Annotated in this window: 22 protein-coding genes; 13 read left to right on the forward strand and 9 right to left on the reverse strand. The window is 58.8% G+C overall.

The window, feature by feature from the left end; all coding sequences use genetic code 11:
* Nucleotides 1-17: 17 nt before the first annotated feature.
* The 6 genes from N037_RS20580 to N037_RS20605 all read right to left on the reverse strand — a co-directional run bounded on the left by N037_RS20580 (nucleotide 18) and on the right by N037_RS20605 (nucleotide 8,319).
* Nucleotides 18-1,424: a sucrose-6-phosphate hydrolase gene (locus N037_RS20580; RefSeq protein ID WP_032643132.1), complete on the reverse strand. Its 1,407-nt coding sequence runs from the start codon at nucleotides 1,422-1,424 to the stop codon at nucleotides 18-20.
* Nucleotides 1,424-2,794: a sucrose-specific PTS transporter subunit IIBC gene (locus tag N037_RS20585; RefSeq protein ID WP_023619263.1), complete on the reverse strand. Its 1,371-nt coding sequence runs from the start codon at nucleotides 2,792-2,794 to the stop codon at nucleotides 1,424-1,426. The genes N037_RS20580 and N037_RS20585 overlap by 1 nt, the downstream gene beginning before the upstream one ends.
* A gap of 66 nt (nucleotides 2,795-2,860) precedes the next feature.
* Complete coding sequence (locus N037_RS20590; RefSeq protein WP_032643135.1) at nucleotides 2,861-4,378, reverse strand: carbohydrate porin; 1,518 nt, start codon at nucleotides 4,376-4,378, stop codon at nucleotides 2,861-2,863.
* Nucleotides 4,379-4,551: 173 nt separating this feature from the next.
* Nucleotides 4,552-5,442 (reverse strand): aminoimidazole riboside kinase, encoded by an 891-nt coding sequence (locus N037_RS20595; RefSeq protein ID WP_032643136.1) that lies wholly within the window; start codon nucleotides 5,440-5,442, stop codon nucleotides 4,552-4,554.
* A gap of 88 nt (nucleotides 5,443-5,530) precedes the next feature.
* Nucleotides 5,531-6,742, reverse strand: coding sequence for a diguanylate phosphodiesterase (locus N037_RS20600; protein WP_032643138.1), 1,212 nt, complete (start codon nucleotides 6,740-6,742; stop codon nucleotides 5,531-5,533).
* 95 nt (nucleotides 6,743-6,837) lie between these two features.
* The gene (locus tag N037_RS20605; protein ID WP_032643140.1) at nucleotides 6,838-8,319 is read right to left on the reverse strand and encodes an alpha/beta hydrolase; all 1,482 of its coding nucleotides are present in this window, start codon (nucleotides 8,317-8,319) and stop codon (nucleotides 6,838-6,840) included.
* 266 nt (nucleotides 8,320-8,585) lie between these two features.
* On the opposite strand from N037_RS20605, the gene N037_RS20610 reads away from it, so the two are divergent.
* The 7 genes from N037_RS20610 to N037_RS20640 are packed head-to-tail and all read left to right on the forward strand — an operon-like array spanning nucleotide 8,586 to nucleotide 15,419.
* Nucleotides 8,586-9,440 (forward strand): MurR/RpiR family transcriptional regulator, encoded by an 855-nt coding sequence (locus tag N037_RS20610; protein WP_023335781.1) that lies wholly within the window; start codon nucleotides 8,586-8,588, stop codon nucleotides 9,438-9,440.
* A gap of 12 nt (nucleotides 9,441-9,452) precedes the next feature.
* Nucleotides 9,453-10,028, forward strand: a complete 576-nt coding sequence (gene ddpX / locus N037_RS20615) for a D-alanyl-D-alanine dipeptidase (protein ID WP_023335782.1) — start codon at nucleotides 9,453-9,455, stop codon at nucleotides 10,026-10,028.
* 14 nt (nucleotides 10,029-10,042) lie between these two features.
* Nucleotides 10,043-11,575 (forward strand): ABC transporter substrate-binding protein, encoded by a 1,533-nt coding sequence (locus tag N037_RS20620; protein ID WP_032643142.1) that lies wholly within the window; start codon nucleotides 10,043-10,045, stop codon nucleotides 11,573-11,575.
* Between the two features lie 23 nt (nucleotides 11,576-11,598).
* On the forward strand, nucleotides 11,599-12,621 hold the full coding sequence (locus N037_RS20625) for an ABC transporter permease (protein ID WP_032643144.1): 1,023 nt from the start codon (nucleotides 11,599-11,601) through the stop codon (nucleotides 12,619-12,621).
* Nucleotides 12,618-13,511 (forward strand): D,D-dipeptide ABC transporter permease, encoded by an 894-nt coding sequence (gene ddpC / locus N037_RS20630; RefSeq protein ID WP_023335785.1) that lies wholly within the window; start codon nucleotides 12,618-12,620, stop codon nucleotides 13,509-13,511. The genes N037_RS20625 and ddpC overlap by 4 nt, the downstream gene beginning before the upstream one ends.
* Nucleotides 13,511-14,497 (forward strand): ABC transporter ATP-binding protein, encoded by a 987-nt coding sequence (locus tag N037_RS20635; RefSeq protein ID WP_032643147.1) that lies wholly within the window; start codon nucleotides 13,511-13,513, stop codon nucleotides 14,495-14,497. Before ddpC ends, N037_RS20635 begins: the two co-directional genes overlap by 1 nt.
* On the forward strand, nucleotides 14,490-15,419 hold the full coding sequence (locus N037_RS20640) for an ABC transporter ATP-binding protein (RefSeq protein ID WP_032643149.1): 930 nt from the start codon (nucleotides 14,490-14,492) through the stop codon (nucleotides 15,417-15,419). The genes N037_RS20635 and N037_RS20640 overlap by 8 nt, the downstream gene beginning before the upstream one ends.
* Here the strand turns inward: N037_RS20640 and N037_RS20645 are convergent.
* Nucleotides 15,416-16,165 carry an SDR family NAD(P)-dependent oxidoreductase gene (locus N037_RS20645; RefSeq protein WP_032643151.1) on the reverse strand — a complete coding sequence of 250 codons (750 nt, stop codon included), beginning with the start codon at nucleotides 16,163-16,165 and terminating at the stop codon, nucleotides 15,416-15,418. The genes N037_RS20640 and N037_RS20645 overlap by 4 nt on opposite strands.
* 114 nt (nucleotides 16,166-16,279) lie before the next feature.
* On the opposite strand from N037_RS20645, the gene N037_RS20650 reads away from it, so the two are divergent.
* Nucleotides 16,280-17,185 carry a LysR family transcriptional regulator gene (locus tag N037_RS20650; RefSeq protein ID WP_032643153.1) on the forward strand — a complete coding sequence of 302 codons (906 nt, stop codon included), beginning with the start codon at nucleotides 16,280-16,282 and terminating at the stop codon, nucleotides 17,183-17,185.
* A gap of 23 nt (nucleotides 17,186-17,208) precedes the next feature.
* Here the strand turns inward: N037_RS20650 and N037_RS20655 are convergent, their stop codons facing one another.
* Entirely contained in the window at nucleotides 17,209-17,637 is a 429-nt protein-coding gene (locus N037_RS20655) for an OsmC family protein (RefSeq protein WP_023311893.1), read from the reverse strand.
* A 115-nt stretch (nucleotides 17,638-17,752) separates the two neighbouring features.
* Here N037_RS20655 and N037_RS20660 point away from each other — a divergent pair, with 115 nt between their 5' ends.
* Complete coding sequence (locus N037_RS20660) at nucleotides 17,753-18,712, forward strand: hypothetical protein (RefSeq protein ID WP_032643155.1); 960 nt, start codon at nucleotides 17,753-17,755, stop codon at nucleotides 18,710-18,712.
* A gap of 7 nt (nucleotides 18,713-18,719) precedes the next feature.
* Here N037_RS20660 and N037_RS20665 read toward each other — a convergent pair whose 3' ends face one another.
* Nucleotides 18,720-19,595 (reverse strand): LysR family transcriptional regulator, encoded by an 876-nt coding sequence (locus N037_RS20665; protein WP_029740896.1) that lies wholly within the window; start codon nucleotides 19,593-19,595, stop codon nucleotides 18,720-18,722.
* A 110-nt stretch (nucleotides 19,596-19,705) separates the two neighbouring features.
* Between N037_RS20665 and N037_RS20670 the strand changes: the two genes are divergently transcribed.
* From N037_RS20670 to N037_RS20685, 4 genes are all read left to right on the forward strand, one after another.
* Nucleotides 19,706-20,557 (forward strand): Vmh family MBL fold metallo-hydrolase, encoded by an 852-nt coding sequence (locus N037_RS20670; protein WP_032643158.1) that lies wholly within the window; start codon nucleotides 19,706-19,708, stop codon nucleotides 20,555-20,557.
* 232 nt (nucleotides 20,558-20,789) lie between these two features.
* On the forward strand, nucleotides 20,790-21,005 hold the full coding sequence (gene bdm, locus N037_RS20675) for a biofilm-dependent modulation protein (protein WP_023335793.1): 216 nt from the start codon (nucleotides 20,790-20,792) through the stop codon (nucleotides 21,003-21,005).
* Nucleotides 21,006-21,100: 95 nt separating this feature from the next.
* Complete coding sequence (gene sra / locus N037_RS20680; protein ID WP_008501714.1) at nucleotides 21,101-21,238, forward strand: stationary-phase-induced ribosome-associated protein; 138 nt, start codon at nucleotides 21,101-21,103, stop codon at nucleotides 21,236-21,238.
* Nucleotides 21,239-21,414: 176 nt separating this feature from the next.
* The gene (locus tag N037_RS20685) at nucleotides 21,415-23,112 is read left to right on the forward strand and encodes an NAD-dependent malic enzyme (protein WP_023335794.1); all 1,698 of its coding nucleotides are present in this window, start codon (nucleotides 21,415-21,417) and stop codon (nucleotides 23,110-23,112) included.
* The last annotated feature ends 424 nt before the right edge of the window (nucleotides 23,113-23,536 follow it).

Consider the following 23,536-nt stretch of genomic DNA (forward strand, 5'->3'; position numbering starts at 1 on the left):
TCCGGCTGCCAAAACCCTCATTCTATCATGCAGGCGCGCAGCGACCAGTAGCGTAATGTGATATCGGACGCACCTTCGAATCGCACCCGGGCCGGATGGTCAGGAAAATAGCGGCTGCTCATCACCCCTTCACCGTGATTGATGAAAATTTCAACGCTGGAGCGGTCGCACAGAACGCGCAAATGAGTGACGTCGCCCTGCCAGTAGCGGGTCAACGTTTCACCGGTTTTCAGGCTCGCGCGTTCCAGGCGTATGCCCTGCTCATCGAGCGTGAGTCGCAGCGCGCCGCCAAAATCGACATTCACCTGCGATGCGCTCAGCTCAAACTCCAGGCGCGTCGCGTCCAGGTCGGGTGCCTCGCTGGCGCGTCCCTGCCAGCGCTGCTCATCTTCACGCAGCGCCGCCAGCTCGCGCGCCGGGGTCTGCCAGAGCCTGCCGTCGCGATAGCGTAATTCGCGCGGGCAGGTCATCTGGTGCATCCAGCCGTGCGCCCGGGTTGGCTGAAGCATCTCTTCCCCGTCCGGTACGCCCATCCAGCCGATCAAAATGCGTCGCCCGTCTTCCGCCAGCGTGGTTTGCGGCGCGTAAAACTCAAACCCCGCGTCCAGCTCGTGCAGATCGCCGTGATCGAATGCGGCGCTGGCATAGTCAAACGCCCCGCTCATCCAGGTCGCCGGATAGGTGTTGAGGTAGCGATGCGGCTCGCGCGCCAGCCCTTGCGGACAGCAGATCAGGACGTGCGTTCCGTCGAGCGCGAACAGGTCCGGACACTCCCACATGTACCCCGCATCCGTCAGGCCGTTGACCCCGTGACCGGCGATTTCTCCGTAGGACGCCCAGGCGTGCAGATCGGCGGATTTAAACAGCAGCACCTTGCCGCGCTTTTGCACATCCTGCGCGCCGAGCACCATGTACCACTCTCCGTCGTGCTGCCACACCTTCGGGTCGCGCACGTGGCCGGTGTAGCCTTCCGGCAGCGCCAGCACCGGCCCCAGCTTCGTAAAGGTTCCGTCCGGCTGCTCCACGGCGAGGCACTGCCAGGCCGTACGGCTGCCGTCATCGAACTTGACGTTGCCGGTGTAGCACAGCGTCAGGACGCCCTGGTTATCCACGGCGCTACCGGAGTAGCAGCCGTTGCGGTCATACGCTTCGTCGGGCATCAGCGCCAGCGGCTCGTGCTGCCAGTGCACCAGATCCGCAGAGCTCCAGTGCCCCCAGCATTTAAACCGATGCCCGCAGTCCAGCGGGTTCCACTGATAGAACAGGTGGTAGCGGCCGGCAAACCAGATAAACCCGTTGGGATCGTTCATCAGCCCCGTCACCGGCGCGGGGTGCCACTGCGGGTAGTGGCTATCCGCCAGCGCCCGCGGCTGGCCTTGCATAACGGCCTGCAGGATCGCAGGCCAGCGGGAAGGTAACGTCATTATTCAGAGTCCGTTTTATACTTCAGCAGCAGTGAGACGGTAAACGCCACGCCGAAGGCAATTACCATACCGATAATATAGTTGAGCAACGAGCTGGCCTGCACGATGGCCATACCTGGAATAGCGGTCAACCCCACGGCGGTCATGTAGACATGGACTGAGACCACCCAGGCCCCGCCTACCGCGCCGCCAATCAGCGCGGCGATAAACGGCTTCACGAAGCGCAGGTTGATACCAAAAATGGCCGCTTCGGTGATGCCCAGCATCGCAGAGAACGCCGACGGTAAGGTAATGGCTTTGATTTTGGCATCTTTGGTTTTGAACCACACCGCCAGACAGGCGCCACCCTGCGCCACGTTCGCCATGGCCCAGATCGGCAGCAGAAAGTTAACGCCAATCGACGGGTTACCCAGCAGCCCGGCTTCAATCGCGTGGAAGCTGTGGTGAATACCGGTGATCACAATCACCGAGTAAAGCCCGCCGAACAGCAGCCCGGCCAGCCAGCCCGCGTGTGCAATCAGTGTACTCAGGATAAAGGAGATGCCGTCGCCCAGCGCGCGCCCCGCCGGGCCGATAATCAGCAAGGCGATAAAGCCGGAGATCACGACGGTGAGGAACGGCGTCAGGATCAGGTCTAACGCATCCGGGATCGCGCGGCGCAGGTTTTTCTCCACGATGCTCATAAACCAGACGGCCAGCAGCACCGGGAATACCGTGCCCTGATAGCCAATCATCGCGATCTCAAGGCCGAAGAAGTTCATGGTGTGGAAGCCGGACGCCACGCCCCAGGCGTTGGTCAGCGCCGGGTGCGTCAGAATGCCGCCCAGCGTCGCGCCGAGATACGGATTGCCGCCAAACTCCCGCGCGGCGGTAAAGCCAATCAGAATAGGCAAAATGATAAACGCCGCGGAGCTGCACATGTCCAGCATGATGTAGATGGCGTTATCCGCATTAACCCAGCCGTAGGTTTTCACCATGCCGAGCAGGCCCATCAGCAGGCCGGATGCCACAATCGCGGGAATGATCGGGACAAAAATGTTGGAGAGCAGACGGGCAATACGCTGGAACGGGTTCAGCTTGCGCGCCGCCAGATCCGCGGCTTCCGATTTACTGGACTCGCTAATCCCTGCCGCCTGAATAAACGCGGCGTAAACCTTGTTGACCACGCCCGTGCCAAAAATCACCTGCATCTGCCCGGCGTTGCGGAAACAGCCTTTTACGCCGTCGACCTTGCCGATAGCCTGCTGATCGGCAAGCGCGTCATCAACCAGCACCAGACGAAGACGCGTTGCGCAGTGCGCCGCGCTGGCGATATTTTCCTTGCCACCGAGCAGCGGAATAAGCTCGCGGGCGATTTGATTAAAATCCATAGATACCTCTGCCTGACTTCTTTTTATGATGTGCGAAACGCTCCCGCCAGGCGGGAGCGTGATGGGTTAAAACCAGGTTTCCATCTGGACCCCAAAGTTCCATTCCCCGCCGGCGTTGAAGCCGCTGCTGCCAAAGGCATCATCGCTGGCGTAATGATCCAGTTTGCTGCTCCAGTCCATCCAGGTGGCAAACAGGCGCAGCTCCGGACGACTGAAGAAATCGCCGATTTTGCTCGCTTTTAACGTTGGCGCAAAGGTGAGCTTGTAGAAACTGCCGTTGACGGCGTTGCGGTCCTTATAGCCTTCCGGATTTAAATCCATGTACTGATAGCTTCCCTCAAACGCCAGAGCGAAGTTCTGCGTCACCTCTTTAATCAGGCGGGTGTTGAGCGTCACCCACTCATAGCTGTCGCCCTTCACGTAGCGATCTTTACTGCTCTGCGCCAGTACGGCGGGCGCAACGCTCCAGCCGCCGCCGATTGGCGTGACACCGTAACTTGCGAAGCGCCAGGTATCCGCCTCAGACAGCAGCGCGCCGTCGGAGCCGATGCTTTTCACTTCCGCACCCAGCCCGTGACCGTACAGCAGCGCCGTTTTAGCGGTCCCTTCCCGCAGGCCGTAGAAGCTCTCGTTGTGCAAGCCGACCAGCGCATGAACGCCGGTATTAGCGGCATCGGTTTTGATGAGATCGCCGTTAGTGTCTTTACGGTCGTCGTTATCTTTCGCCCGCAGGCCGCTCACCATCAGCTGGAACGGTCCGGCGAAGTGGTTCATGGTGAGGATATAGTTCTGAACGTTATTGTCGGTCTGCTCCACGCTGCCGAAGTTGCGGCCATAGATGGAGAAGTTGCTGCGCAGCGAATCGTTCCATTTCACGTCGTAGACGCCGCCGCCGGTACCGGCGAGGAACACCACGTCGGAATCCAGCCAGTGAATGTCAAAGTTGTCTCGGTCGAAGCGTTTACCCGCCCAGAAGGTGCTGCCCTTCAGCGCGCCGGTAAAATCAGGCAGATTGCCCAGCTCCGCGAAGGCCTGGCGAATATTGAGATCACTGGTATCGGCTGACCAGTCGTTATAGGTTCTCTGCCCGTCGGCCAGCATCGCTTTGAAGCGCGTGGTAGCACCGTTGTCCAGGGTTTGCTTGTGCTCCAGGTTCAGCTCCACGTAGGTATCGGCTTCGTTACCCAGACGCCCCACCGCACCGCCGGTTTCACCGGCCGGGGTCAGATACGGGCCGCTTTTGCTGCTGGAGGCCGCATCGTTCATCAGCAGGCCCGAACGGGCGTAGCCGTGGAACTCAAACCCGCTGCTTTGATCCGCCTTCTTCTCCAGCGCGGTGGTGCGCTGCGCCACCGCCTGGGCTGTCGTTTGCGTCTGCTGCTGGGCGGCAACCAGCTGCTGCGTTTTTTGTTCTGCATCCGTGGCGCGCTTCTCCGCCACCTGCGCACGCGTTTCCGCCGCCTGGAGGCGCTGCTCCATCGCGGCAAGACGCGCTTCGATAGTTGTCATATCCGTTTGGGCAAAAACAGAGGTACTTCCGGCCAGCATGCCTATCATCACGGCAAGTCTGCGTTTTTTATACATTTTGTCGCATCCCTAAAAGAAGTCATTAAACGTGCTAAATTGCTAAACCGGTTTAGGTAGCTGATACTAAACCCCGGAATTTTGGATCGGCAATCTTTTTTGCTAAACCGATTTAGTAAGTGTGATCGAGGCGACAATTCAGGCCGCCGGAAGACGGCCAGTGAAGGAAGGAATTACAGTTCGTGCTGCCAGGGCAATGCGGTCATCGCCCCTTTGGCCGTGGTGGCTAACGCGCCGCAGCGCTGGGCTAAGGCGATGACCGGCGTCAGATCCTGCCCGGCGGCCAGCCCGTAGAGCAGTCCGGCGACGAAGGCATCGCCCGCGCCGGTCGTATCGACGCACTGAACGGGGGTGGCCGGATAGTGCTTCACGGTGCCGTCATGCCAGGCGATGACGCCCTCTTTACCCTGAGTAACCAGCACCAGACGCGCCGGGCAGCGCGCCATCAGCACGTCCAGGCCGACGCTTACTGGCACATCGCCGGTTAAGAACGCCAGCTCTTCGACAGAGAGTTTCACCACGTCTGCGCTTTGCAGGGCCTGTTCCAGGCAGCGGCGCAATTCGTTCTCGTCCGGCCAGAGGTCTGGCCGAATATTGGGGTCGAAGCTGACGTAACCGCCCGCCTCGCGAATGGCGGCCATCGCCTCAAACGTCGCGGAACGACTCGGCTCTGCGCTTAACGCGATAGAACAGACGTGCAGCCACTCCCCGGCGCTGAACGTCGGCAGATCGGCGGTTTCCAGAAACAGATCGGCGCTCGGACGCACCATAAAGGTAAACGAGCGTTCGCCGTGGTCATCAAGATCGACCACCACCGTTGAGGTGCGGTGCGCCGGGTCAAGGCGCATATGCTTCACGTCGACCCGCTCGTCGGCTAATGTCTTAGACATAAAACGTCCGAAAGGATCGTCGCCAACCCTGCCGATAAACGCGCTCTGGCCGCCCAGTCGGGCAATGCCGACCGCAACGTTTGCCGGTGCGCCGCCGGGACACTGCAGCAATCTGCCTTCTCCATCAGGCAGCAAATCCACCACCGCATCGCCAAGTACCCAGATTTTTTTCATGTAACCCTCTTAGCTAAACTATGTTAAACCGTTTTAGCTATTTAAGCACAGGCAGGGCGAAGGGGAAATAACGCGGGAGGAAAATTGGCTAACGCACCAGATGAGGCCAGTGAATATCACCGACGCCATTAATTTGCGGACGGGCAAACAGAAAGCCCTGGAAACGGCGGATCCCGGCAGACTCGAGCCAGCACCACTCCTCTATCTTCTCGATCCCTTCGGCCACCAGGGTAATTTCGAGATCGGAGCAACAGCTGACGATGGAGCGCACAATCGCCTGCTTCGGGCCGCTGAGATGGACATCGCTAACTATCTCCCGGTCGATCTTAATTTTGTCCGGCTGGAAGCGGGTCAGCAGCGAAAGACCGGCATAGCCGGACCCGAAATCATCGATTGCCAGACCCACGCCCTCGCCGCGAAGCTGTTTAATGGCGCTATTAAACTGGTTGAAGCCGGAGATCATCTCGTTTTCAGTCACTTCAATGACCACCTGCTCCGGCTGAAGGCCATGTTTTTTAATCTGATCGACCAGAAATTCCACTGCGCCGGGGACATTCACCAGCGACATCGGGAGCAGATTGACCGCAATTTTATGGCTGCCAATGCCCAGCTTTTCCGCCAGCGCGAAGGCATACGCTTTCGTCTGGAGATCGACCTCGTAGAGTTTGTCCGGGTTGAGAGAGCTGAAGAAATGCTCCGGGCTGCCGCCGTCGTTGCCGCGAATAAGGGCTTCCAGCGAGCTGATCTTCCCTTCCGAGGGTTCCACGATGGGCTGTAGCGCGAACTGACAGGTTTGGTTGGCCATCAGCCCCAGACGCTCGCCAAAGGGCAACGCCTCGGGTGAAAGCGTCCATTTTTCAGGGACGTAACGTGCGCCCGACAAGGCCGGACGTTTACCTGTGATAAACGTCTGGATAAATTTGAACACCCGGTCATCGGATGTGAGATAGCTTTCCAGCTTGCTGTAATTCAGAACCGACTGCAGCACCTCTTTCGGTGACTGCGTCTGCAGATCGAACAGCAGCATACCGACGTTTTCGAAGCGTCTTCGCGGGCCATAGTCCCGCATCAGTTCCACCACTCCAGTGTGCCGCTTATCATCGCGGATTTTATGGAACAGCTTAACCACACTCTCTTCCGACCCTTCGAGGATTTGCAGAACGTCACTCCCTTTAGCAAGGAGTACACCGGTAATATTCAGATTTGCGTTACGGCCTCTGGCGCGCGCTACGAGCTCCCGCAGCTCGGTGGAGGGGCGGGATAAATTCAACTGGCTTCGGTAAATCAGAGTCGTCAGCACAAAAATGGGTTCCGATGAGAAAGAGAGGTGCCTTGAAGCTATTATTTAACATACTTAATCAATGCGACCTAACATATTCACACCACAGGGGAACGTTACTTTTCCCCGCCCCCGATCCGGCTGTTAATCCTCTCCTGCATATAGCCGTAAAACGGGTTCGAGGTGACCCTCATCAGCGCCTCTTTCCCAACGCTTAGCACGGACGTTTCGCCCCAGAGCGCAATTGTCCCCAGGCTGATCCCGTAGCGGTTTTTCATGCCAGGCTCGCGGCCATAGAGATCGTCATCCGGGGGGAACGGCACCGCAATATGCGACAGGGAATAGACATCCTGCGGCCAGGCCTGCGCAAGCGGCACGAGCGTCTCCCGGGTGCTGCCTGCCGGAGTGATTTTCGCCACCGTCGAGAAACTGTGTGCGTCCGCATTGGTGATAATCGTGACACCGTAACGTCTCTGTGCAACCGGAAGCAGCGCCGAAGTTGCCGTCCACGACGACGGTTTGAACAGCGGACGGAAGCTGGCTGCCTGGTTGATATCAAACACCACCAGCTCGCTGCCGTTGGCCGGAAGCTGATCAAACAGACCGGTCACCACCGCGCGGGTGCTGACCGTAGAATCCATCACCGACTGGAACGCCAGGATCGGTGGCAAATTCACCAGCCTGTTCTCCCGCGCTTCGCGGCCAATTTGTTCCTGAAGAGCCTTCGTCAGCAGCCATGACTGCCGGGCAGCGTTCACCGGGAACGAATTATATTTATACGGGTTATATTCCGGGGCGATATTCAGCCACGCCGCTTTGGCAAACGCCGGCAGCAGCGCCGGTAGCCCGGCGAAACCGGCAAAGCGCGCAAAGGCCGTCACGCCAATCATTGGGGAGAGCAGTATCACCTGCTGCGGTTTTCGCAGCGCAGGCGCGTCAAGCGCATCGAGGGTATATTTCATCGCCAGCGCCCCACCGTTAGAGTAGCCCACCAGATGCAGAGGCACAGCCTCACCCGCCAGACGCGTGGCTTCCCGCACCGCAAGACGCGTCGCCGCTAGCCACATCTCCCAGTCAACGTCCGTCAGCGCGCCGGGCGCGGTGCCGTGCCCGGGCAGGCGCGGGACCACCGCGACAAAACCGCGTTGCTGATAGTTCACCGCAAGACGCCGGACGCTGTAAGGCGAGTCCGTCAAACCGTGCAGCAGCACCACCGCGCCGCGCGGCTTTCCGGCAGGCATCAGCACAAATGAGCGGTTGGCATCGGGGGTAAACTGACCGGGCCACACCAGGCTCTGGCGATAATAGCGGTTTAACGGGGTTTGTTCCTCGCCCCCTGTTTTCGCCGTCACCGCGATATCAAGATCGGCAAAAATGACGTTTTCCCGGGTGAGGTACCCGGCAAAATCGGCCTTGTCCAGCTCGCGCACGGACATCTCGTCGGCCCGCCAGGTATGCCACAGATGCAGTTCCGGCCCCTGCTGCGAGAGATACACCCGCACCGCCAGCAGGACGATCAGCACGATCCCCACGACCATCCCTATTTTCTTTGCAAGCGTCATCAGGCGCACGCTGACTCGCAAGGGCCAATTTGCCATGCCGGGATCCCTTTTATATTCACAGTACTTCTATCTTATCAAAAATGTGAACGGACTGACGTATTCACCAAATACATACCTGCCGGTTCAGACAGTGCACCAAAAGTGAACTACGCTGCACAAATGTTGATCATTGGTTAACTAAATATTGCATGAAGTTTACCGCGCAGCGGGTTTACGCCCTCCTGCGAACATGGCACGCGTCATGCATTGTTAACCGGGTAACACAAATTCAGCCATTGACAGCCTGTTAACAGCGAGGCGGTATGACGACGAAACCTGAGATGTTGAGCCGTATCGAAGCGACGTTCAGCCAGCTTACGCCCAGCGAAAAGCGGGTCGGGAGCTGGCTGCTGGCGCATGCCGCGCAAATCCCGTTTGAAACGGCTGAGAGCGTGGGTCAGGCCAGCGGGACCAGCGGAATTACCGTCGGACGCTTCCTGCGCAAGCTGGGGTATCGCAACCTGGAGGATGCCAAGAAAAGCCTGCGCGATCCGTATCAGCCCTGGGGCATGAACGAGCGCCTTGACTCCTGGCAGCAGCAGCGCCCTCTTTCCAGCCGCCTTCAGCACGCCCTGTCGCTGGAAGTGGATGCCATCTCGCAGGTGTACCAGCTGGCGCAAACGGACGCCTTCCGTCAGGTGGTGCACAACCTGGCCCACGCCGACGCGGTGTTTGTGCTGGGGATCCAGTCCACGCGCGGGATTGCCAACGCCTTCTTCAGCCACCTCGAGTACCTCCGCCCGCGGGTGAGCTATTCGGAGGGCGCGTCCGGCAGCTGGGTGGAATCGCTGAACTCGGGGTTTTCGCACCCGTACGTCGTGCTGACCGATACGCGCACCTACTCCTCAATGGCCCGCCAGTACTGCCGCGTCGCCAGCGAGAAAGGCATTCCGCTGGCCTTGATCACCGACATCTGGTGCCCGTGGGCGCGGGATTACCCGATGGATTTACTGCAGGTGAAAACCGATACCGGTCATTTCTGGGATTCACTTGCCCCCGTGAGCTGCCTGTTCAACCTGCTGCTGTCGGGCGTGGTGGAGGCGCTGGGTGACGCGCTCCCGGCGCGTCTGGCGGTAAACCGACAATTACAACAAGAGTTTGGTCAATTCGAACGCTAAAGGAGCGGAGCTATGCCCGAAGAGAGTCAACTGATTGATGTGGCGAAGACGTTTCCCACGCTGCATATCGATCTGAAGTACGCCACCGCCGACAACATCACCGGCCGCCCGATCTATCAGGAGGCGCTGTGCCTGCTGCATACCGACGCGGCCACCGCGCTGGCAAAAGCCATCAGCATTGCCACGCTGGCCGGGCTAAAGCTGGTGGTCTATGACGCCTACCGGCCGCAGCAGGCGCAGGCTCAGCTGTGGGATGCCTGCCCGAACCCGGAATACGTGGTCGACGTGGCGATTGGCTCCAACCACAGCCGCGGTACGGCCATCGACGTCACCCTGATGGATGAACATAACGCCGTGCTGGATATGGGGGCCGGTTTTGACGAAATGCATGACCGATCGCATCCGTATCACCCCTCCGTGCCGCCGCACGCCCAGCGCAACCGTCTGCTGTTAAACGCCATCATGTTTGGCGGCGGTTTTGTGGGTATCAGCAGCGAATGGTGGCACTTCGAACTGCCGAACGCCGCCAGCTACCCGCTGCTTGACGACCGTTTCGCCTGTTTTCCCCTGACGCACACCTCTCTTTAAACTGGAGCACTGCCATGAAAACATCGCTTCTCTCGACCGTAATTGCCGCCACGCTGGCCCTGAGCGCCCCGCTGGCGCTGGCTGCCGTCCCGAAAGACATGCTGGCGATCGGTAAAGCCGCCGACCCGCAAACGCTCGATCCGGCCATCACCATTGATAACAACGACTGGACCGTGACCTATCCGTCCTACCAGCGTCTGGTCAAGTACAAGCCTGGCTCGACCGAGGTAGAGGGCGATCTGTCGACGGGCTGGAAGGCATCCGACGACCAGAAAGAGTGGACCTTTACCCTGGCGGATAACGCGAAATTCTCTGACGGCACGCCTGTCACCGCGGAAGCGGTTAAACTCTCTTTTGAACGCCTGCTGAAGCTCGGCCAGGGGCCGTCTGAAGCCTTCCCGAAAGACCTGAAAATTGATGCCGTCGATGACCATACGGTGAAATTCACCCTCAGCCAGCCGTTCGCGCCCTTCCTGTACACCCTGGCAAACGACGGGGCGTCCATTATTAACCCGGCGGTGCTGAAGGCAAATGCCGCAGACGATGCGCGCGGTTTTCTGGCGCAAAACACCGCCGGTTCCGGGCCGTTTATGCTGAAAAGCTGGCAGAAAGGCCAGCAGCTGATCCTGGTGCCGAACCCCCACTGGCCGGGTGAGAAGCCACACTTTAAGCGCGTCTCGGTGAAAATTATCGGTGAGAGCGCCTCCCGCCGATTGCAGCTTTCCCGCGGCGATCTGGACATTGCCGACTCCCTGCCGGTCGATCAGCTTGCGGCCCTGAAGCAGGAAGGCAAAGTCGCCGTCGCGGAATACCCGTCCCTGCGCGTGACGTACCTCTATCTCAACAACGGTAAAGCGCCGCTCAATCAGGTGGATTTACGCCGGGCCATCTCCTGGGCGACGGATTACCAGGGGATGGTTCAAGGCATTCTGAGCGGCAACGGCAAGCAGATGCGCGGCCCGATCCCGGAAGGCATGTGGGGCTTTGACGCCACGGCAATGCAGTACAGCTTCGATGAGGCCAAAGCCAAAGCGGCGCTGGAGAAGGTCAAAGACAAACCCGCCAGCCTGACCTTCCTCTACTCGGATAACGATCCGAACTGGGAGCCTATCGCCCTCTCCACTCAGGCCAGCCTCGGCAAGATCGGCATTAGCGTCAAGCTGGAGAAGCTGGCGAACGCCACCATGCGCGACCGCGTCGGCAAAGGCGATTACGACATTGCCATCGGCAACTGGAGCCCGGACTTTGCCGATCCGTACATGTTCATGAACTACTGGTTCGAATCGGACAAAAAAGGGCTGCCGGGCAACCGTTCGTTCTATGAGAACAAAGAGGTCGATTCCCTGCTCCAGGCCGCGCTGAAAACCACCGATCAGGCGGAACGCACCAAAGATTACCAGCAGGCGCAAAAGGTGGTCATCGACGAGGCAGCCTACGTTTATCTGTTCCAGAAAAACTACCAGCTGGCGATGAACAAAGAGGTCAAAGGCTTCACCTTTAATCCGATGCTTGAGCAGGTGTTCAACATCGCCACCATGAGTAAATAGCGGTTCTCGCCGGGGGAAAGTGTATGACGTTCTGGAGCATCGTGCGCCAGCGCTGCTGGGGGTTACTCCTGGTGGTGGCCGGTGTCTGTATTATCACCTTTATTATTTCACACCTGATCCCCGGCGATCCGGCCCGTCTGCTGGCCGGCGATCGCGCCAGCGACGAAATCGTGCAGAACATCCGCCAGCAGCTAGGGCTGGATCGGCCGCTGTATATACAGTTTGGTCGCTACGTGGACGCTCTGGCCCACGGTGATTTAGGCACGTCCATCCGTACCGGACGCCCGGTCGCGGAAGATCTGAAGGCCTTTTTCCCCGCCACGCTGGAGCTGGCCTTTTGTTCTCTGCTGCTGGCGCTGGTCATCGGCGTGCCGCTGGGGATTTTATCGGCGGTGTACCGCAACCGCTGGCTGGACCACCTGGTGCGTTTAATGGCGATGACCGGGATCTCCACGCCGGCCTTCTGGCTTGGGCTGGGCGTCATTGTGCTGTTCTACGGGCATCTGCAGATTCTGCCGGGCGGCGGCAGGCTGGACGACTGGCTCGATCCGCCAACGCACGTCACCGGGTTTTATCTGCTGGACGCGCTGCTGGAGGGTAACGGTGAGGTCTTTTTCAACGCGCTTCAGCACCTGATTTTGCCCTCGCTGACGCTGGCGTTTGTTCACCTGGGGATTGTGGCGCGCCAGGTCCGTTCGGCGATGCTGGAGCAGCTTAGCGAGGACTACATCCGCACGGCCCGCGCCAGCGGCCTGCCCGGCTGGTTCATCGTCCTGCGCTACGCCCTGCCGAATGCGATGATCCCGTCCATTACCGTGCTCGGGCTGGCGCTGGGCGATCTGCTTTACGGTGCCGTGCTGACCGAAACCGTCTTTGCCTGGCCGGGCATGGGCGCCTGGGTGGTGACATCCATTCAGGCGCTCGATTTCCCTGCCGTGATGGGCTTTGCCGTCGTTGTTTCGCTGGCCTACGTGCTGGTTAATCTGGTGGTCGATCTGCTTTACCTGTGGATTGACCCGCGAATCGGGCGCGGAGGTGCCGAATGATGTTAACGCAGGAAACGCCCGTCCCGGTTAAAACCGCCAGACAACGCATCAACTGGGCAAAGCTGTTCTGGATGCTGCGCCAAAGCCCGCTCACGATCGTTGGCGGCGTCATTATGATGGCGATGCTCTTTCTGATGGTGGCTTCGCCGTGGATCGTACCGCATGACCCGAACGCGCTGGATTTGACCGCCCGCCTGCAGGCGCCGTCCGTGCAGCACTGGTTTGGCACCGATGAGGTGGGACGCGACCTGTTCAGCCGCGTGCTGACGGGCAGCCAGCAGTCGATTACCGCCGGGCTGGCGGTGGTGGTGATTGCGGGCGGCATCGGCTCGCTGCTGGGCTGTCTGTCCGGCGTGCTGGGCGGGCGCGGCGACGCCATCATCATGCGGGTGATGGACATTATGCTCTCCATTCCCTCCCTGGTGCTGACCATGGCGCTGGCCGCCGCGCTCGGTCCGAGCCTGTTTAACGCCATGCTGGCGATTGCGATTGTCCGCATTCCGTTCTACGTCCGCCTGGCGCGCGGGCAAACCCTGGTGGTGCGTCAGTTTACCTACGTTCAGGCCGCCCGCACGTTCGGCGCGTCCCGCTGGCATTTGATCCGCTGGCATATCCTGCGCAACGCCCTTCCGCCGCTGATTGTGCAGGCTTCGCTGGATATCGGCAGCGCCATTCTGATGGCCGCCACGCTGGGGTTTATTGGCCTGGGCGCGCAGCAGCCCACCGCCGAGTGGGGGGCGATGGTGGCCGTGGGCCGTAACTACGTCCTGGACCAGTGGTGGTACTGTGCCTTTCCCGGTGCGGCGATTTTGATTACCGCCGTGGGCTTTAACCTGTTTGGCGATGGCATCCGCGATCTGCTGGATCCGAAATCGGGAGGAAAACAGTGATGACCGAACCGGTATTACGCATTGAAGACCTGCACCTGAGCTTCCCGATTTTTCGCGGCGAGGTTCACGCGCTGAACCACGTTTCGCTGGAGATTGAAAGGGGCGAAATTGTCGGCGTGGTGGGCGAGTCGGGGTCGGGTAAATCGGTGACCGCCATGCTCGCCATGCGCCTGCTGCCGGAAGGGAGTTACCGCATTCATCATGGTCAGGTGAAGTTACTCGGCGAAAACGTCCTGACGGCGTCCGAGAAGCAGCTTCGCCAGTGGCGCGGCGCAAAGGTCGCGATGATTTTTCAGGAGCCCATGACAGCCCTCAACCCGACGCGGCGGATTGGCAAACAGATGGTGGAGGTCATCCGCCAGCATCAGCCGCTTTCCCGGCGCGAGGCGCAGCAAAAGGCGATTACCCTGCTGGAAGAGATGCAAATACCCGACGCGAAGCAGGTCATGGAGCGTTATCCCTTTGAACTGTCCGGCGGCATGCGCCAGCGGGTGATGATCGCCCTTGCCTTCTCCTGCGAGCCGGAGCTGATCGTCGCCGACGAGCCGACCACCGCGCTGGACGTTACCGTCCAGCTGCAGGTGCTGCGCCTGCTTAAGCACAAGGCGCGGGCCAGCGGGACCTCGGTGCTGTTTATCAGCCATGATATGGCCGTGGTGTCGCAGCTTTGCGACAGAATGTACGTAATGTACGCGGGCAGCGTGATCGAGAGCGGTGCGACGCAAACGCTGATCCACCGCCCCGTGCATCCCTATTCCATTGGCCTGCTGCAGTGTGCGCCGGAACACGGCCAGCCGCGCGATCTGCTGCCCGCCATCCCCGGCACGGTGCCCAACCTCAGCCAGCTTCCGCAGGGGTGCGCCTTCCGCGAACGCTGTTTTGCCGCCGGGGTGAAATGCAGCGAAACGCCGCGCTTACAGCCCACTGGTGCAGAAGGCCAACAGGCTGCCTGCTGGTATCCACAAAGGGAGAAACACCATGTCTGATGTACTGCTGGAACTGGACAGCGTGCACGTGAACTTTGCAGCGCGCAAAAACTGGCTGGGTCGCGTAACGGAACAGGTCCATGCCCTCAACGGGCTCGATCTTCAGATCCGTCGGGGAGAAACGCTCGGCATCGTCGGGGAATCCGGCTGCGGGAAAAGCACCCTGGCCCAGCTGCTGATGGGCATGCTTAAGCCCAGCACCGGCGCATGCCAGCGGGCGCACCACGCGGGCGGCATGCAGATGGTGTTTCAGGATCCGCTCTCCTCGCTCGACCCGCGATTGCCGGTCTGGCGCATCATCACCGAGCCGGTGTGGGTGCAAAAGCGCAGCCGCGAGCGGGAGCGCCGCCAGCTGGCTGAAAACCTGGCGCAGCAGGTCGGCATTCGCCCGGAATATCTTGACCGGCTTCCGCACGCCTTTTCCGGCGGGCAGCGCCAGCGCATCGCCATCGCCCGGGCGCTTTCATCAGACCCCGATATTATCGTGCTCGATGAACCCACCAGCGCGCTGGATATCTCCGTGCAGGCGCAAATCCTCAACCTGCTGGTGACGCTACAGCAGCAGCGTAATCTGACCTACGTGTTAATCTCGCATAACGTCTCGGTGGTCAGGCACATGAGCGACCGCGTGGCGGTGATGTACCTCGGGCAGATTGTGGAGCTGGGCAGCGCCGCGCAGGTTCTGGGTGAGCCGCGCCATCCCTATACCCGCCTGCTGCTCGATTCGGTTCCCCGCACCGGTGAACCGCTGGATGAAAATCTGGCGTTACGCAAAACGGAGCTTCCCGGCAACCGTCATCTGCCCGAAGGCTGTTTTTTCCTCGACCGTTGCCCGATGGCAGCGCAGGGGTGTGAACGCCCGCAGCCGTTACAGCCCTCACGCGAGGGCCGTAACGTTCGCTGCTGGCGCAGTCTGGATTAGATTTGCGTCATCCCGCCGTCTACAAACAGCTCGATGGCGTTAATAAAGCTGGCCGCATCGGAGGCCAGAAACGCCACCGCTTTCCCCACCTCACCCGGCGCGCCTAAACGCCCCAGCGGTACCTGGGCGGCCAGCGCGTCGTACAGCCCCTGACGGTGTTCTTCCGGCACCAGACCGCCGAGGCCTGGCGTTTTGACCGGGCCCGGGCTCACCACGTTGACGCGGATCCCGCGGCCCTGCAAATCCAGCGCCCAGGAGCGGGCAAAGTTGCGCACCGCAGCCTTACTGGCGCTGTAGACGCTGAAGTTTGCCGTCCCCTTAACGGAGACCGTCGAGCCGGTCAGAATAATCGACGATCCGGCGGAGAGCAGCGGCAGCGCCTTCTGCACCGTAAACAGCACCCCGCGGACGTTGGTGCCGAAAATACGGTCAAACTGCTCTTCGGTGATCGCGCCCAGCGGCAGCATATCGCCGCCACCGGCATTGGCGAACAGGATATCAAGACGGCCTTCATCTTTGGCTATCTGGGCATAAACCTCATCCAGATCGGCAAGCTTTGAAACGTCCGCGCGAATGCCTACTGCGTCAGACGCAATCTCTGCTACCGCGGCGTCCAGTTCGGCCTGACGACGACCGGTGATGTACACCTTCGCGCCCTGCGCCGCCAGCTCCTGCGCCGTGGCAAGACCAATGCCGGTGCTGCCGCCGGTGACCAGTGCGATTTTTCCTGAGAGAGTCGTGTTCATGTCATTTACCTATTGTTGGGTTTGCGTTGGACAAACTTTAGCCCTTGCGGGATTAGTGAAAAACCGGCAAAAATGAAAATGACTATTCACCTACAGAAATAATCAGAGGTCATCATGGACCAGCTCATGGCAATGCGTGCTTTCACGCGGGTGGTGGAGTCCGGCAGCTTTACCCGCGCGGCGGACTCGCTGAATATGCCGATTGCCACGCTGAGCAAGCTGGTTAAATCGCTTGAGGCGCATCTGGAGATCCGTCTCCTGCACCGGACGACTCGCCGGGTGGTCGCGACGCCTGAAGGGATGGAATACTATGAAAAAGCGCTCAGGGTGTTGATAGATATCGAAGATATCGACACCTCGTTTCGCGTTTCCCGCGCGACGCCAAAAGGGCTTTTACGGGTTGACGTGGGCGGATCCACCGCCCGGGACGTGCTTATCCCCCTGCTGCCGGAATTTATGCGGCGCTACACGGATATCCGCATCGACCTTGGCGTGGCCGACCGGCCGGTCGATCTCATCAGCGGCAACGTAGACTGCGTGATCCGCGGCGGGCCGCTGGACGACTCAACCCTCATCGCCCGTCATCTCGGTAACGCCGAGATGGTCACCTGCGCGACGCCGGGCTACCTGAAAAATCACGGCGTCCCGGCCTATCCGCAGGAGCTGTGCAACGGGCACAAGCTGATCAGCTACCTCTCGCCCGTCACCGGGCGGGCATTTCCGTTTCGCTTCAGACAGAACGGCGAGGCGCTGGAAATCAACATTCCGCACTATCTCGGCGTCAATGAAAGTAATGCCCATCTGGCGGCTGCCGCGGCGGGGCTGGGGATCGTTCAAACCTTTGAGTATTCGGCAAAGTCGTATTTGCAGGCGGGGGCGCTGACGGCGATCCTGGGCGACTGGCGCCCCGCCGCCTATCCGTTTCACGTGGTATACCCGCAAAACCGGCATTTGACGCACCGTCTGAAGGTGTTTATTGGGTGGCTGGCGGAGGTATTCCCCGCCGCGCTGAAGGGATAGCCGGGCGCAAACCCGGCGGGGTGTTAATTAAGCTTATAGTCCAGCGTAATCTCAGCCTTCAGGAGCTGTGAGACCGGGCAGCCCGCTTTGGCTTTCTGAATAATGCCGTCGAACTGCTGGGGGGCGATGCCGGGAACGGTCACCTTGCTTTTCAGGGCAACCTTCGTGATGGCAAAGCCGCCGTCGGTTTTATCCAGAGAGACGTCCGCGGTGGTATCAATGGAATCGGCGGTATACCCTGCTTCACCGAGCATCAGCGACAGCGCCATTGAGAAGCAGGCCGCATGTGCCGCGCCAATCAGCTCTTCGGGGTTGGTCCCCTTTTCACCCTCAAAGCGGGTATTGAAACCATAAGGCTGTTGATTGAGAACGCCGCTCTCGGTGGAAACCGTTCCTTTACCGCGCTTAATGTCGCCAGACCAGTGTGCCGAACCGTGCTTATGAATAGTCATTCTTGCTCTCCTTTTGGCTTACAAAGGGTTAAGTATAGACTACGCATCTGGCCCACCCTGGAACACAGACAATTCCGGGACTTTCACCTGCTGTACCGACAAAAAGGATAAAACTATGGCGCTAAAAATCAGGATGGCCGTTGCCGTAACCACGCTGGCTTTGTCACTCTCTTCTCTGGCCAAAACGCCTGAGAACTTTATCTATACCAGCTCCGGCGATCTCGACGCGGCGTTTCCGCTCGTTGCGCGAAGCGATATCGGCGGCGTGCAGATCGTTTACAACTGGCGCCTGCTGGAACCCGAGAAGGACAGCTATGACTTCTCGCGGATTGAACAGGATCTCGCGCGCGTTAAGGCAGCCCGAAAAAAGCTCTTTATTCAAATCCAGGATCGTTTCTTCGAGCCGGACGCCCGGTACGTGCCGGACTATCTGATGTACGATAAGCAATACGGTGGCGGGATTGCGCCGCAGTTCGATAACCCCGGCGAAGGCAAGCCCGTCGGTTCAGGATGGGTGGCGCGTCAGTGGGATCCCGCCGTCCGCCAGCGCTACCAGGCTTTGCTGGCCGCCCTCGCCAAACGCTTTGACGGCGAAGTGTATGGGGTAAACCTGCCCGAAACCGCCATCGATCTCGATGAAAAAAATCCGCCCGCCGGGTTTACCTGCGACAGCTATTTCGCGGGTGAAATGGAAAACCTGGCCTTTGCGCAAAAGGCTTTTCAGAAATCACACGTGGTGCAATACGTGAACTTCTGGCCGTGCGAATGGGATAATGACCACAACTACATGGGGCGTCTGTTTGCGTATGCCACCGCTAACAGCGTCGGCCTGGGTGGGCCGGACATTGTTCCCAACCGCAAGGCGCACATGAAGAATGCCTATCCCTTCTTCCATAAAAATAAACAGGCTCTGCCGCTCATCGCCATGGCGGTTCAGGAACCGACCCTGACCTATAAGGATCCTCAGACCGGAAAACCGTTCACCAAAGCGGAGTTTGTCCGCTTCGGCGAAAGTTATCTCGGGGCCGATATTATTTTCTGGAGCACATCTTCTCCCTGGCTAAAGGCAAAGTAATCCCTGCTTACGCCAGGTAGCGGGACAGTTCGTCAAGGAACACGCGCAGCGCGGCAGGCTGGTATTCCCGGGACTGATAAATGCCATGGATGGCAAGCGGTTTAGGCTCAAGTGCCTCGAGCACCGGCACCAGTAATCCCTGTTCCAGCGCGGCAGACGCTTCGCGCTCCGGCAGCATAGCGATACCGCAGTGCTTAATCGCCGCGTCCATCAACAGCGAAGAGATGCTGGCGCTCAGGTTGCCGCTGACGGCCACGCTCAGGCTTTCCCCTTCCGGCGTCAGAAAGTGCCAGGACTGCCCGGCGAAAAAGCTGTAGTGCAGGCAGTTGTGCTGCGCTAATTCTTCGGGGCTGACGGGGGTACCGTGCTGTGCCAGGTACGCCGGCGAGGCGCAGAGCACCGACCGACACTCCCCCAGCCGGCGGGCAATCATCCCGGGCTCGGGGTTGTCGGTAATGCGCACGGCGACGTCAATGCGCTCTCCCACCAGGCTGACCGGGTGGTTATTCACGTCCAGCTCAATGCGCAGTTGCGGGTAGCGCGAGAGCAGGCCGGGCAGTACCGGCGCAATCAGGTGCATCGCAGTAAAGTGCGCGCAGGCCACCCTTAGGGTGCCTGACGGGAGATCTTTCTCCGACTGCCCCTCAATTTCCTGTGAGATCTGCGAGAGCGTCCGCGTTTTTTGCAGCACCTTTTCCCCTGCCGCGGTCAGCGTCAGCTTGCGCGTGGAGCGGTTTACCAGCCGCGTTCCCGCCCACTTCTCCATTTGTTCAAGGTAGCGGCTCACCATCGGTCGGGAAATGCCCAACGCGCGGGCCGCCGCACTCAAACTTCCCAGCTCGCATATCCGGTTGTAGACCTGAGCGGCGATAACGCGATCCATATAAGCTCCATTTGCTCGATTTATGAAACTAAGCATGTCTTGTTTCAGGAATTCTGGCAAATACGAATATCCGTACAATAGACACATTCCTGAACAACAGAGACAACAGCATGAAACTCACTCACCTTGCCCTGCTTTCCACCCTTATCACGCCTGCCGCGTTTGCCGCACAGCTGAATGTTGATACCTACAACCCACAGGATAAAGGCATTTTCCCGGTCTCCTCCACGCTGGTTTCCGGCCCGAAAGAGGCGGTGCTGTTTGACGCGCAGTTCAGCGTGAAGGATGGCGAAGCGCTGGTAGAGAAAATTCGCCGCAGCGGTAAAACCCTGAATAAGATTGTGATTACCTCTGGCGATCCGGATTTCTATTTTGGCCTGCAGCCGCTGGTCAAAGCCTTCCCGAATGCCAAAGTGGTGGCCACGCAGCATGTGGTTGACCATATTAAAGCCACCAAAGACGCCAAGCTCGCCTTCTGGGGCCCGCAGATGAAAGACGGCGCGCCAACGGAGCTGGTTGTCCCGCAGGTGCTTGCCTCCACCACGTTCATGGTTGACGGGGAAAAAATCGATATCGAGCAGCCGGAAAGCTACGCGGCCTATGTGTGGATCCCGTCAGCAAAAACGATCCTCGGCGGCACGGGAGTAGCCTGGGGCATTCACGTCTGGACGGCAGACACCCAGACCCCGGAAAGCCGTAAGCAGTGGCAGGACACGCTGCAGGCTATGGCCGCGCACAAGCCAGAACGCGTGATCCCGGGCCACTATCTGGGCACCCCACCAGCGGGTACTGGCGCGATTGATTTTACCCGCGACTATCTGCAGCGCGTTGAAAAGGCCTTAACCGCGCATAAAGATTCCGCAGGCGTTATCAATACCCTGAAAAAACAGTATCCAGGCCTCGCTGACGAAAGCTCGCTGGAATTAAGCGCCAAAGTGAATACTGGCGAAATGAAGTGGTAATTTAAAAACGGCTCCTGCTATATTTCCGCGATAGCAGGAGCACCGCCAAAATATCCCCGCCGTTCCCCGTCGATATAGCCACACGTTTTAAAAGTACATAAAAGCATGCACTTATGTCATTTTTATTTCTAAGATGAATCTGAGCCACAACCGGGAAAATATTTGCCATTCTGTTTATGAATTAAATTTTTTGCGAGCCGTACCATTAAACAGACAACGACACGGAGGCAGCATGTTTACTTATTACCCGGCTAATACCACAGCAGCACAACCTGAACTCGTTAACGCGATTGCGCAGGGTCTTCACGCCGAGCACGGTGCTGTGACTGAAGATGACATTTTGATGGAACTGACCAAATGGGTGGAATCCACGGATAATGACATCCTCAGTGACATCTACCAGCAGACCATTAACTACGTCGTCAGCGGGCAAAACGCACCATTGTAAAAACCTGCTAAGCTGGATCAGCAACCTAAGGGGTTACATTTCGTTTGCGTAAGCAAACTGGTCCTTAAAACTATCAACAGGATTGAGGAGTTAACATGAAATCGAACCGTCAGGCACGCCATATTCTGGGACTGAACTACAAGCTTTCCAATCAGCGTAAAGTGGTGATTGAAGGCGACCATGAAACGCAGGTCACTCACGCTACCGGCAGAAAACGCCACGCCGGCAAGTAAGTTCCATACTGAGATCCAGAACACCATCGGTAATCCCGATGGTGTTTTTGTTTATGTGTTGCGGTAATTAATATTTAGCTCCTTTATAATACCGCCTGACCGCACCCCATCGCACAGGCAAGAAAGATGACAAACAGCAGTGTCAGGGACGGATCTTCATAAAAAGAGTGAGTGACATGGACAACAAACTGAAAAAACATCGTTCCTTATACATCCCATACGCCGGACCGGTTTTACTCGAATTCCCCCTGCTCAACAAAGGCAGCGCCTTCAGCATGGAAGAACGCAGCAGCTTTAACCTGCTTGGCCTGCTGCCGGAAGTGGTTGAGACCATTGAAGAACAGGCGGAGCGCGCGTGGATCCAGTATCAGGGTTTCAAAACTGAAATCGACAAACACATCTACCTGCGCAACATTCAGGACACCAATGAAACCCTCTTCTACCGCCTGGTGCAGAACCATCTCGAAGAGATGATGCCGGTGATCTACACCCCGACGGTGGGTGCGGCCTGCGAGCGTTTCTCAGAGATCTACCGTCGCTCACGCGGGGTATTCATCTCTTATCAGAACCGTCACAACATGGACGATATTCTGCAGAACGTGCCAAACCACAATATCAAAGTGATTGTGGTGACCGACGGCGAACGTATTCTCGGCCTCGGCGACCAGGGCATTGGCGGGATGGGGATCCCAATCGGTAAACTCTCACTCTACACCGCCTGCGGCGGCATCAGCCCGGCGTATACTCTGCCGGTGGTGCTGGACGTTGGCACCAACAACCAGCAGCTGCTCAACGATCCGCTCTATATGGGCTGGCGCCATCCGCGCATTACCGACGACGAGTACTATCAGTTTGTCGACGATTTCATTCAGGCCGTGAAGCACCGCTGGCCGGACGTTCTGCTGCAGTTTGAAGACTTCGCACAGAAAAACGCGATGCCGCTGCTGAACCGCTATCGCGATGAGATCTGCTCCTTTAACGACGACATCCAGGGCACCGCAGCCGTGACCGTGGGGACGCTTATCGCCGCCAGTCGCGCTGCCGGCAGCCAGCTGAGCTACCAGAAAATCGTCTTCCTGGGCGCAGGCTCTGCGGGCTGCGGTATCGCCGAGCAGATTATCGCCCAGACGCAGCGTGAAGGCTTAAGCGAAGAGCTGGCCCGCTCCCGCGTCTTTATGGTTGACCGTTTCGGCCTGCTGACCGACGGCATGCCGAACCTGCTGCCGTTCCAGACCAAGCTGGTGCAAAAGCGCGAAAACCTGAAAAACTGGGATACCGACAACGAAGTCCTTTCCCTGCTGGACGTAGTGCGCAACGTGAAGCCGGATATTCTGATCGGCGTTTCCGGGCAAACCGGTCTCTTTACCGAAGAGATCATTCGCGAGATGCACAAGCACTGCGAGCGCCCTATCGTGATGCCGCTGTCTAACCCGACCTCCCGCGTGGAGGCGACGCCGCAGGACATCATCGCCTGGACCGAAGGTAACGCGCTGGTCGCGACCGGCAGCCCGTTCGACCCGGTGGTGTGGAAGGATAAAACCTATCCGATTGCCCAGTGCAACAACTCGTATATCTTCCCGGGCATTGGTCTTGGCGTGATCGCCTCCGGCGCGTCCCGCATTACCGACGAAATGCTGATGTCGGCGAGCGAAACCCTCGCGGGCTACTCGCCGCTGGTCAACAACGGTGAAGGACTGGTGCTGCCGGAGCTGAAAGACATTCACAAGGTGTCGCGCGCCATCGCGTTTGCGGTAGGTAAAATGGCGCAGCAGCAGGGCGTGGCGGTGAAAACCTCTGCCGACGCGCTGCAGCAGGCCATCGACGACAACTTCTGGAAGCCTGAATACCGCAGCTATCGCCGTACCTCGATTTAATTCTGCGCTTTAACCGTTCCCTCTCCCGGTGGGAGACGCTGTGCGGCCCAATCGCCCGGTGGCGCTTCGCTTACCGGGCCTACGGGCCGGATGTTTTCCCTCTCCCTGTGGGAGAGGGTTAGGGTGAGGGCAACAGACCGCACCATCGAATACCCACTAGCCAAACCCCTTTTCCCCCGCTACACTCCCTTCATCCATTAACCTACTGAATATATAAGGAGGCCAATTATGCTGTACTGTGAAATTTTCAATGTTTCACATACATTTGGTGATCGCACCAGCTCAAGCGTTATCGGTATCGTGCTGCGATAACTTCTGCTTGAGCGAAGACACCAACCCCTGAATCCCTTCTCTCGGGCTTACTGAGTTATCGTCAGCGATGTTTGACGAGGCATAAACATGCCTGTAACTCTTGGGTAAGCAA

The sequence above is a fragment of the Enterobacter sp. EGD-HP1 genome (assembly GCF_000733275.2).
Lineage (GTDB): Bacteria > Pseudomonadota > Gammaproteobacteria > Enterobacterales > Enterobacteriaceae > Enterobacter.

Coding starts and splice junctions, on each gene's coding strand:
- sra (WP_008501714.1), top strand. CDS start 21,101: ATGAAATCGAACCGTCAGGCACGCCATATTCTGGGACTGAACTACAAG.
- N037_RS20670 (WP_032643158.1), top strand. CDS start 19,706: ATGAAACTCACTCACCTTGCCCTGCTTTCCACCCTTATCACGCCTGCC.
- N037_RS20665 (WP_029740896.1), bottom strand. CDS start 19,595: ATGGATCGCGTTATCGCCGCTCAGGTCTACAACCGGATATGCGAGCTG.
- ddpX (WP_023335782.1), top strand. CDS start 9,453: ATGCCCGAAGAGAGTCAACTGATTGATGTGGCGAAGACGTTTCCCACG.
- N037_RS20585 (WP_023619263.1), bottom strand. CDS start 2,794: ATGGATTTTAATCAAATCGCCCGCGAGCTTATTCCGCTGCTCGGTGGC.
- N037_RS20660 (WP_032643155.1), top strand. CDS start 17,753: ATGGCGCTAAAAATCAGGATGGCCGTTGCCGTAACCACGCTGGCTTTG.
- N037_RS20620 (WP_032643142.1), top strand. CDS start 10,043: ATGAAAACATCGCTTCTCTCGACCGTAATTGCCGCCACGCTGGCCCTG.
- N037_RS20625 (WP_032643144.1), top strand. CDS start 11,599: ATGACGTTCTGGAGCATCGTGCGCCAGCGCTGCTGGGGGTTACTCCTG.
- N037_RS20580 (WP_032643132.1), bottom strand. CDS start 1,424: ATGACGTTACCTTCCCGCTGGCCTGCGATCCTGCAGGCCGTTATGCAA.
- N037_RS20635 (WP_032643147.1), top strand. CDS start 13,511: ATGACCGAACCGGTATTACGCATTGAAGACCTGCACCTGAGCTTCCCG.
- N037_RS20605 (WP_032643140.1), bottom strand. CDS start 8,319: ATGGCAAATTGGCCCTTGCGAGTCAGCGTGCGCCTGATGACGCTTGCA.
- N037_RS20650 (WP_032643153.1), top strand. CDS start 16,280: ATGGACCAGCTCATGGCAATGCGTGCTTTCACGCGGGTGGTGGAGTCC.
- N037_RS20640 (WP_032643149.1), top strand. CDS start 14,490: ATGTCTGATGTACTGCTGGAACTGGACAGCGTGCACGTGAACTTTGCA.
- N037_RS20595 (WP_032643136.1), bottom strand. CDS start 5,442: ATGAAAAAAATCTGGGTACTTGGCGATGCGGTGGTGGATTTGCTGCCT.
- bdm (WP_023335793.1), top strand. CDS start 20,790: ATGTTTACTTATTACCCGGCTAATACCACAGCAGCACAACCTGAACTC.
- N037_RS20610 (WP_023335781.1), top strand. CDS start 8,586: ATGACGACGAAACCTGAGATGTTGAGCCGTATCGAAGCGACGTTCAGC.
- N037_RS20590 (WP_032643135.1), bottom strand. CDS start 4,378: ATGTATAAAAAACGCAGACTTGCCGTGATGATAGGCATGCTGGCCGGA.
- N037_RS20645 (WP_032643151.1), bottom strand. CDS start 16,165: ATGAACACGACTCTCTCAGGAAAAATCGCACTGGTCACCGGCGGCAGC.
- N037_RS20685 (WP_023335794.1), top strand. CDS start 21,415: ATGGACAACAAACTGAAAAAACATCGTTCCTTATACATCCCATACGCC.
- ddpC (WP_023335785.1), top strand. CDS start 12,618: ATGATGTTAACGCAGGAAACGCCCGTCCCGGTTAAAACCGCCAGACAA.
- N037_RS20655 (WP_023311893.1), bottom strand. CDS start 17,637: ATGACTATTCATAAGCACGGTTCGGCACACTGGTCTGGCGACATTAAG.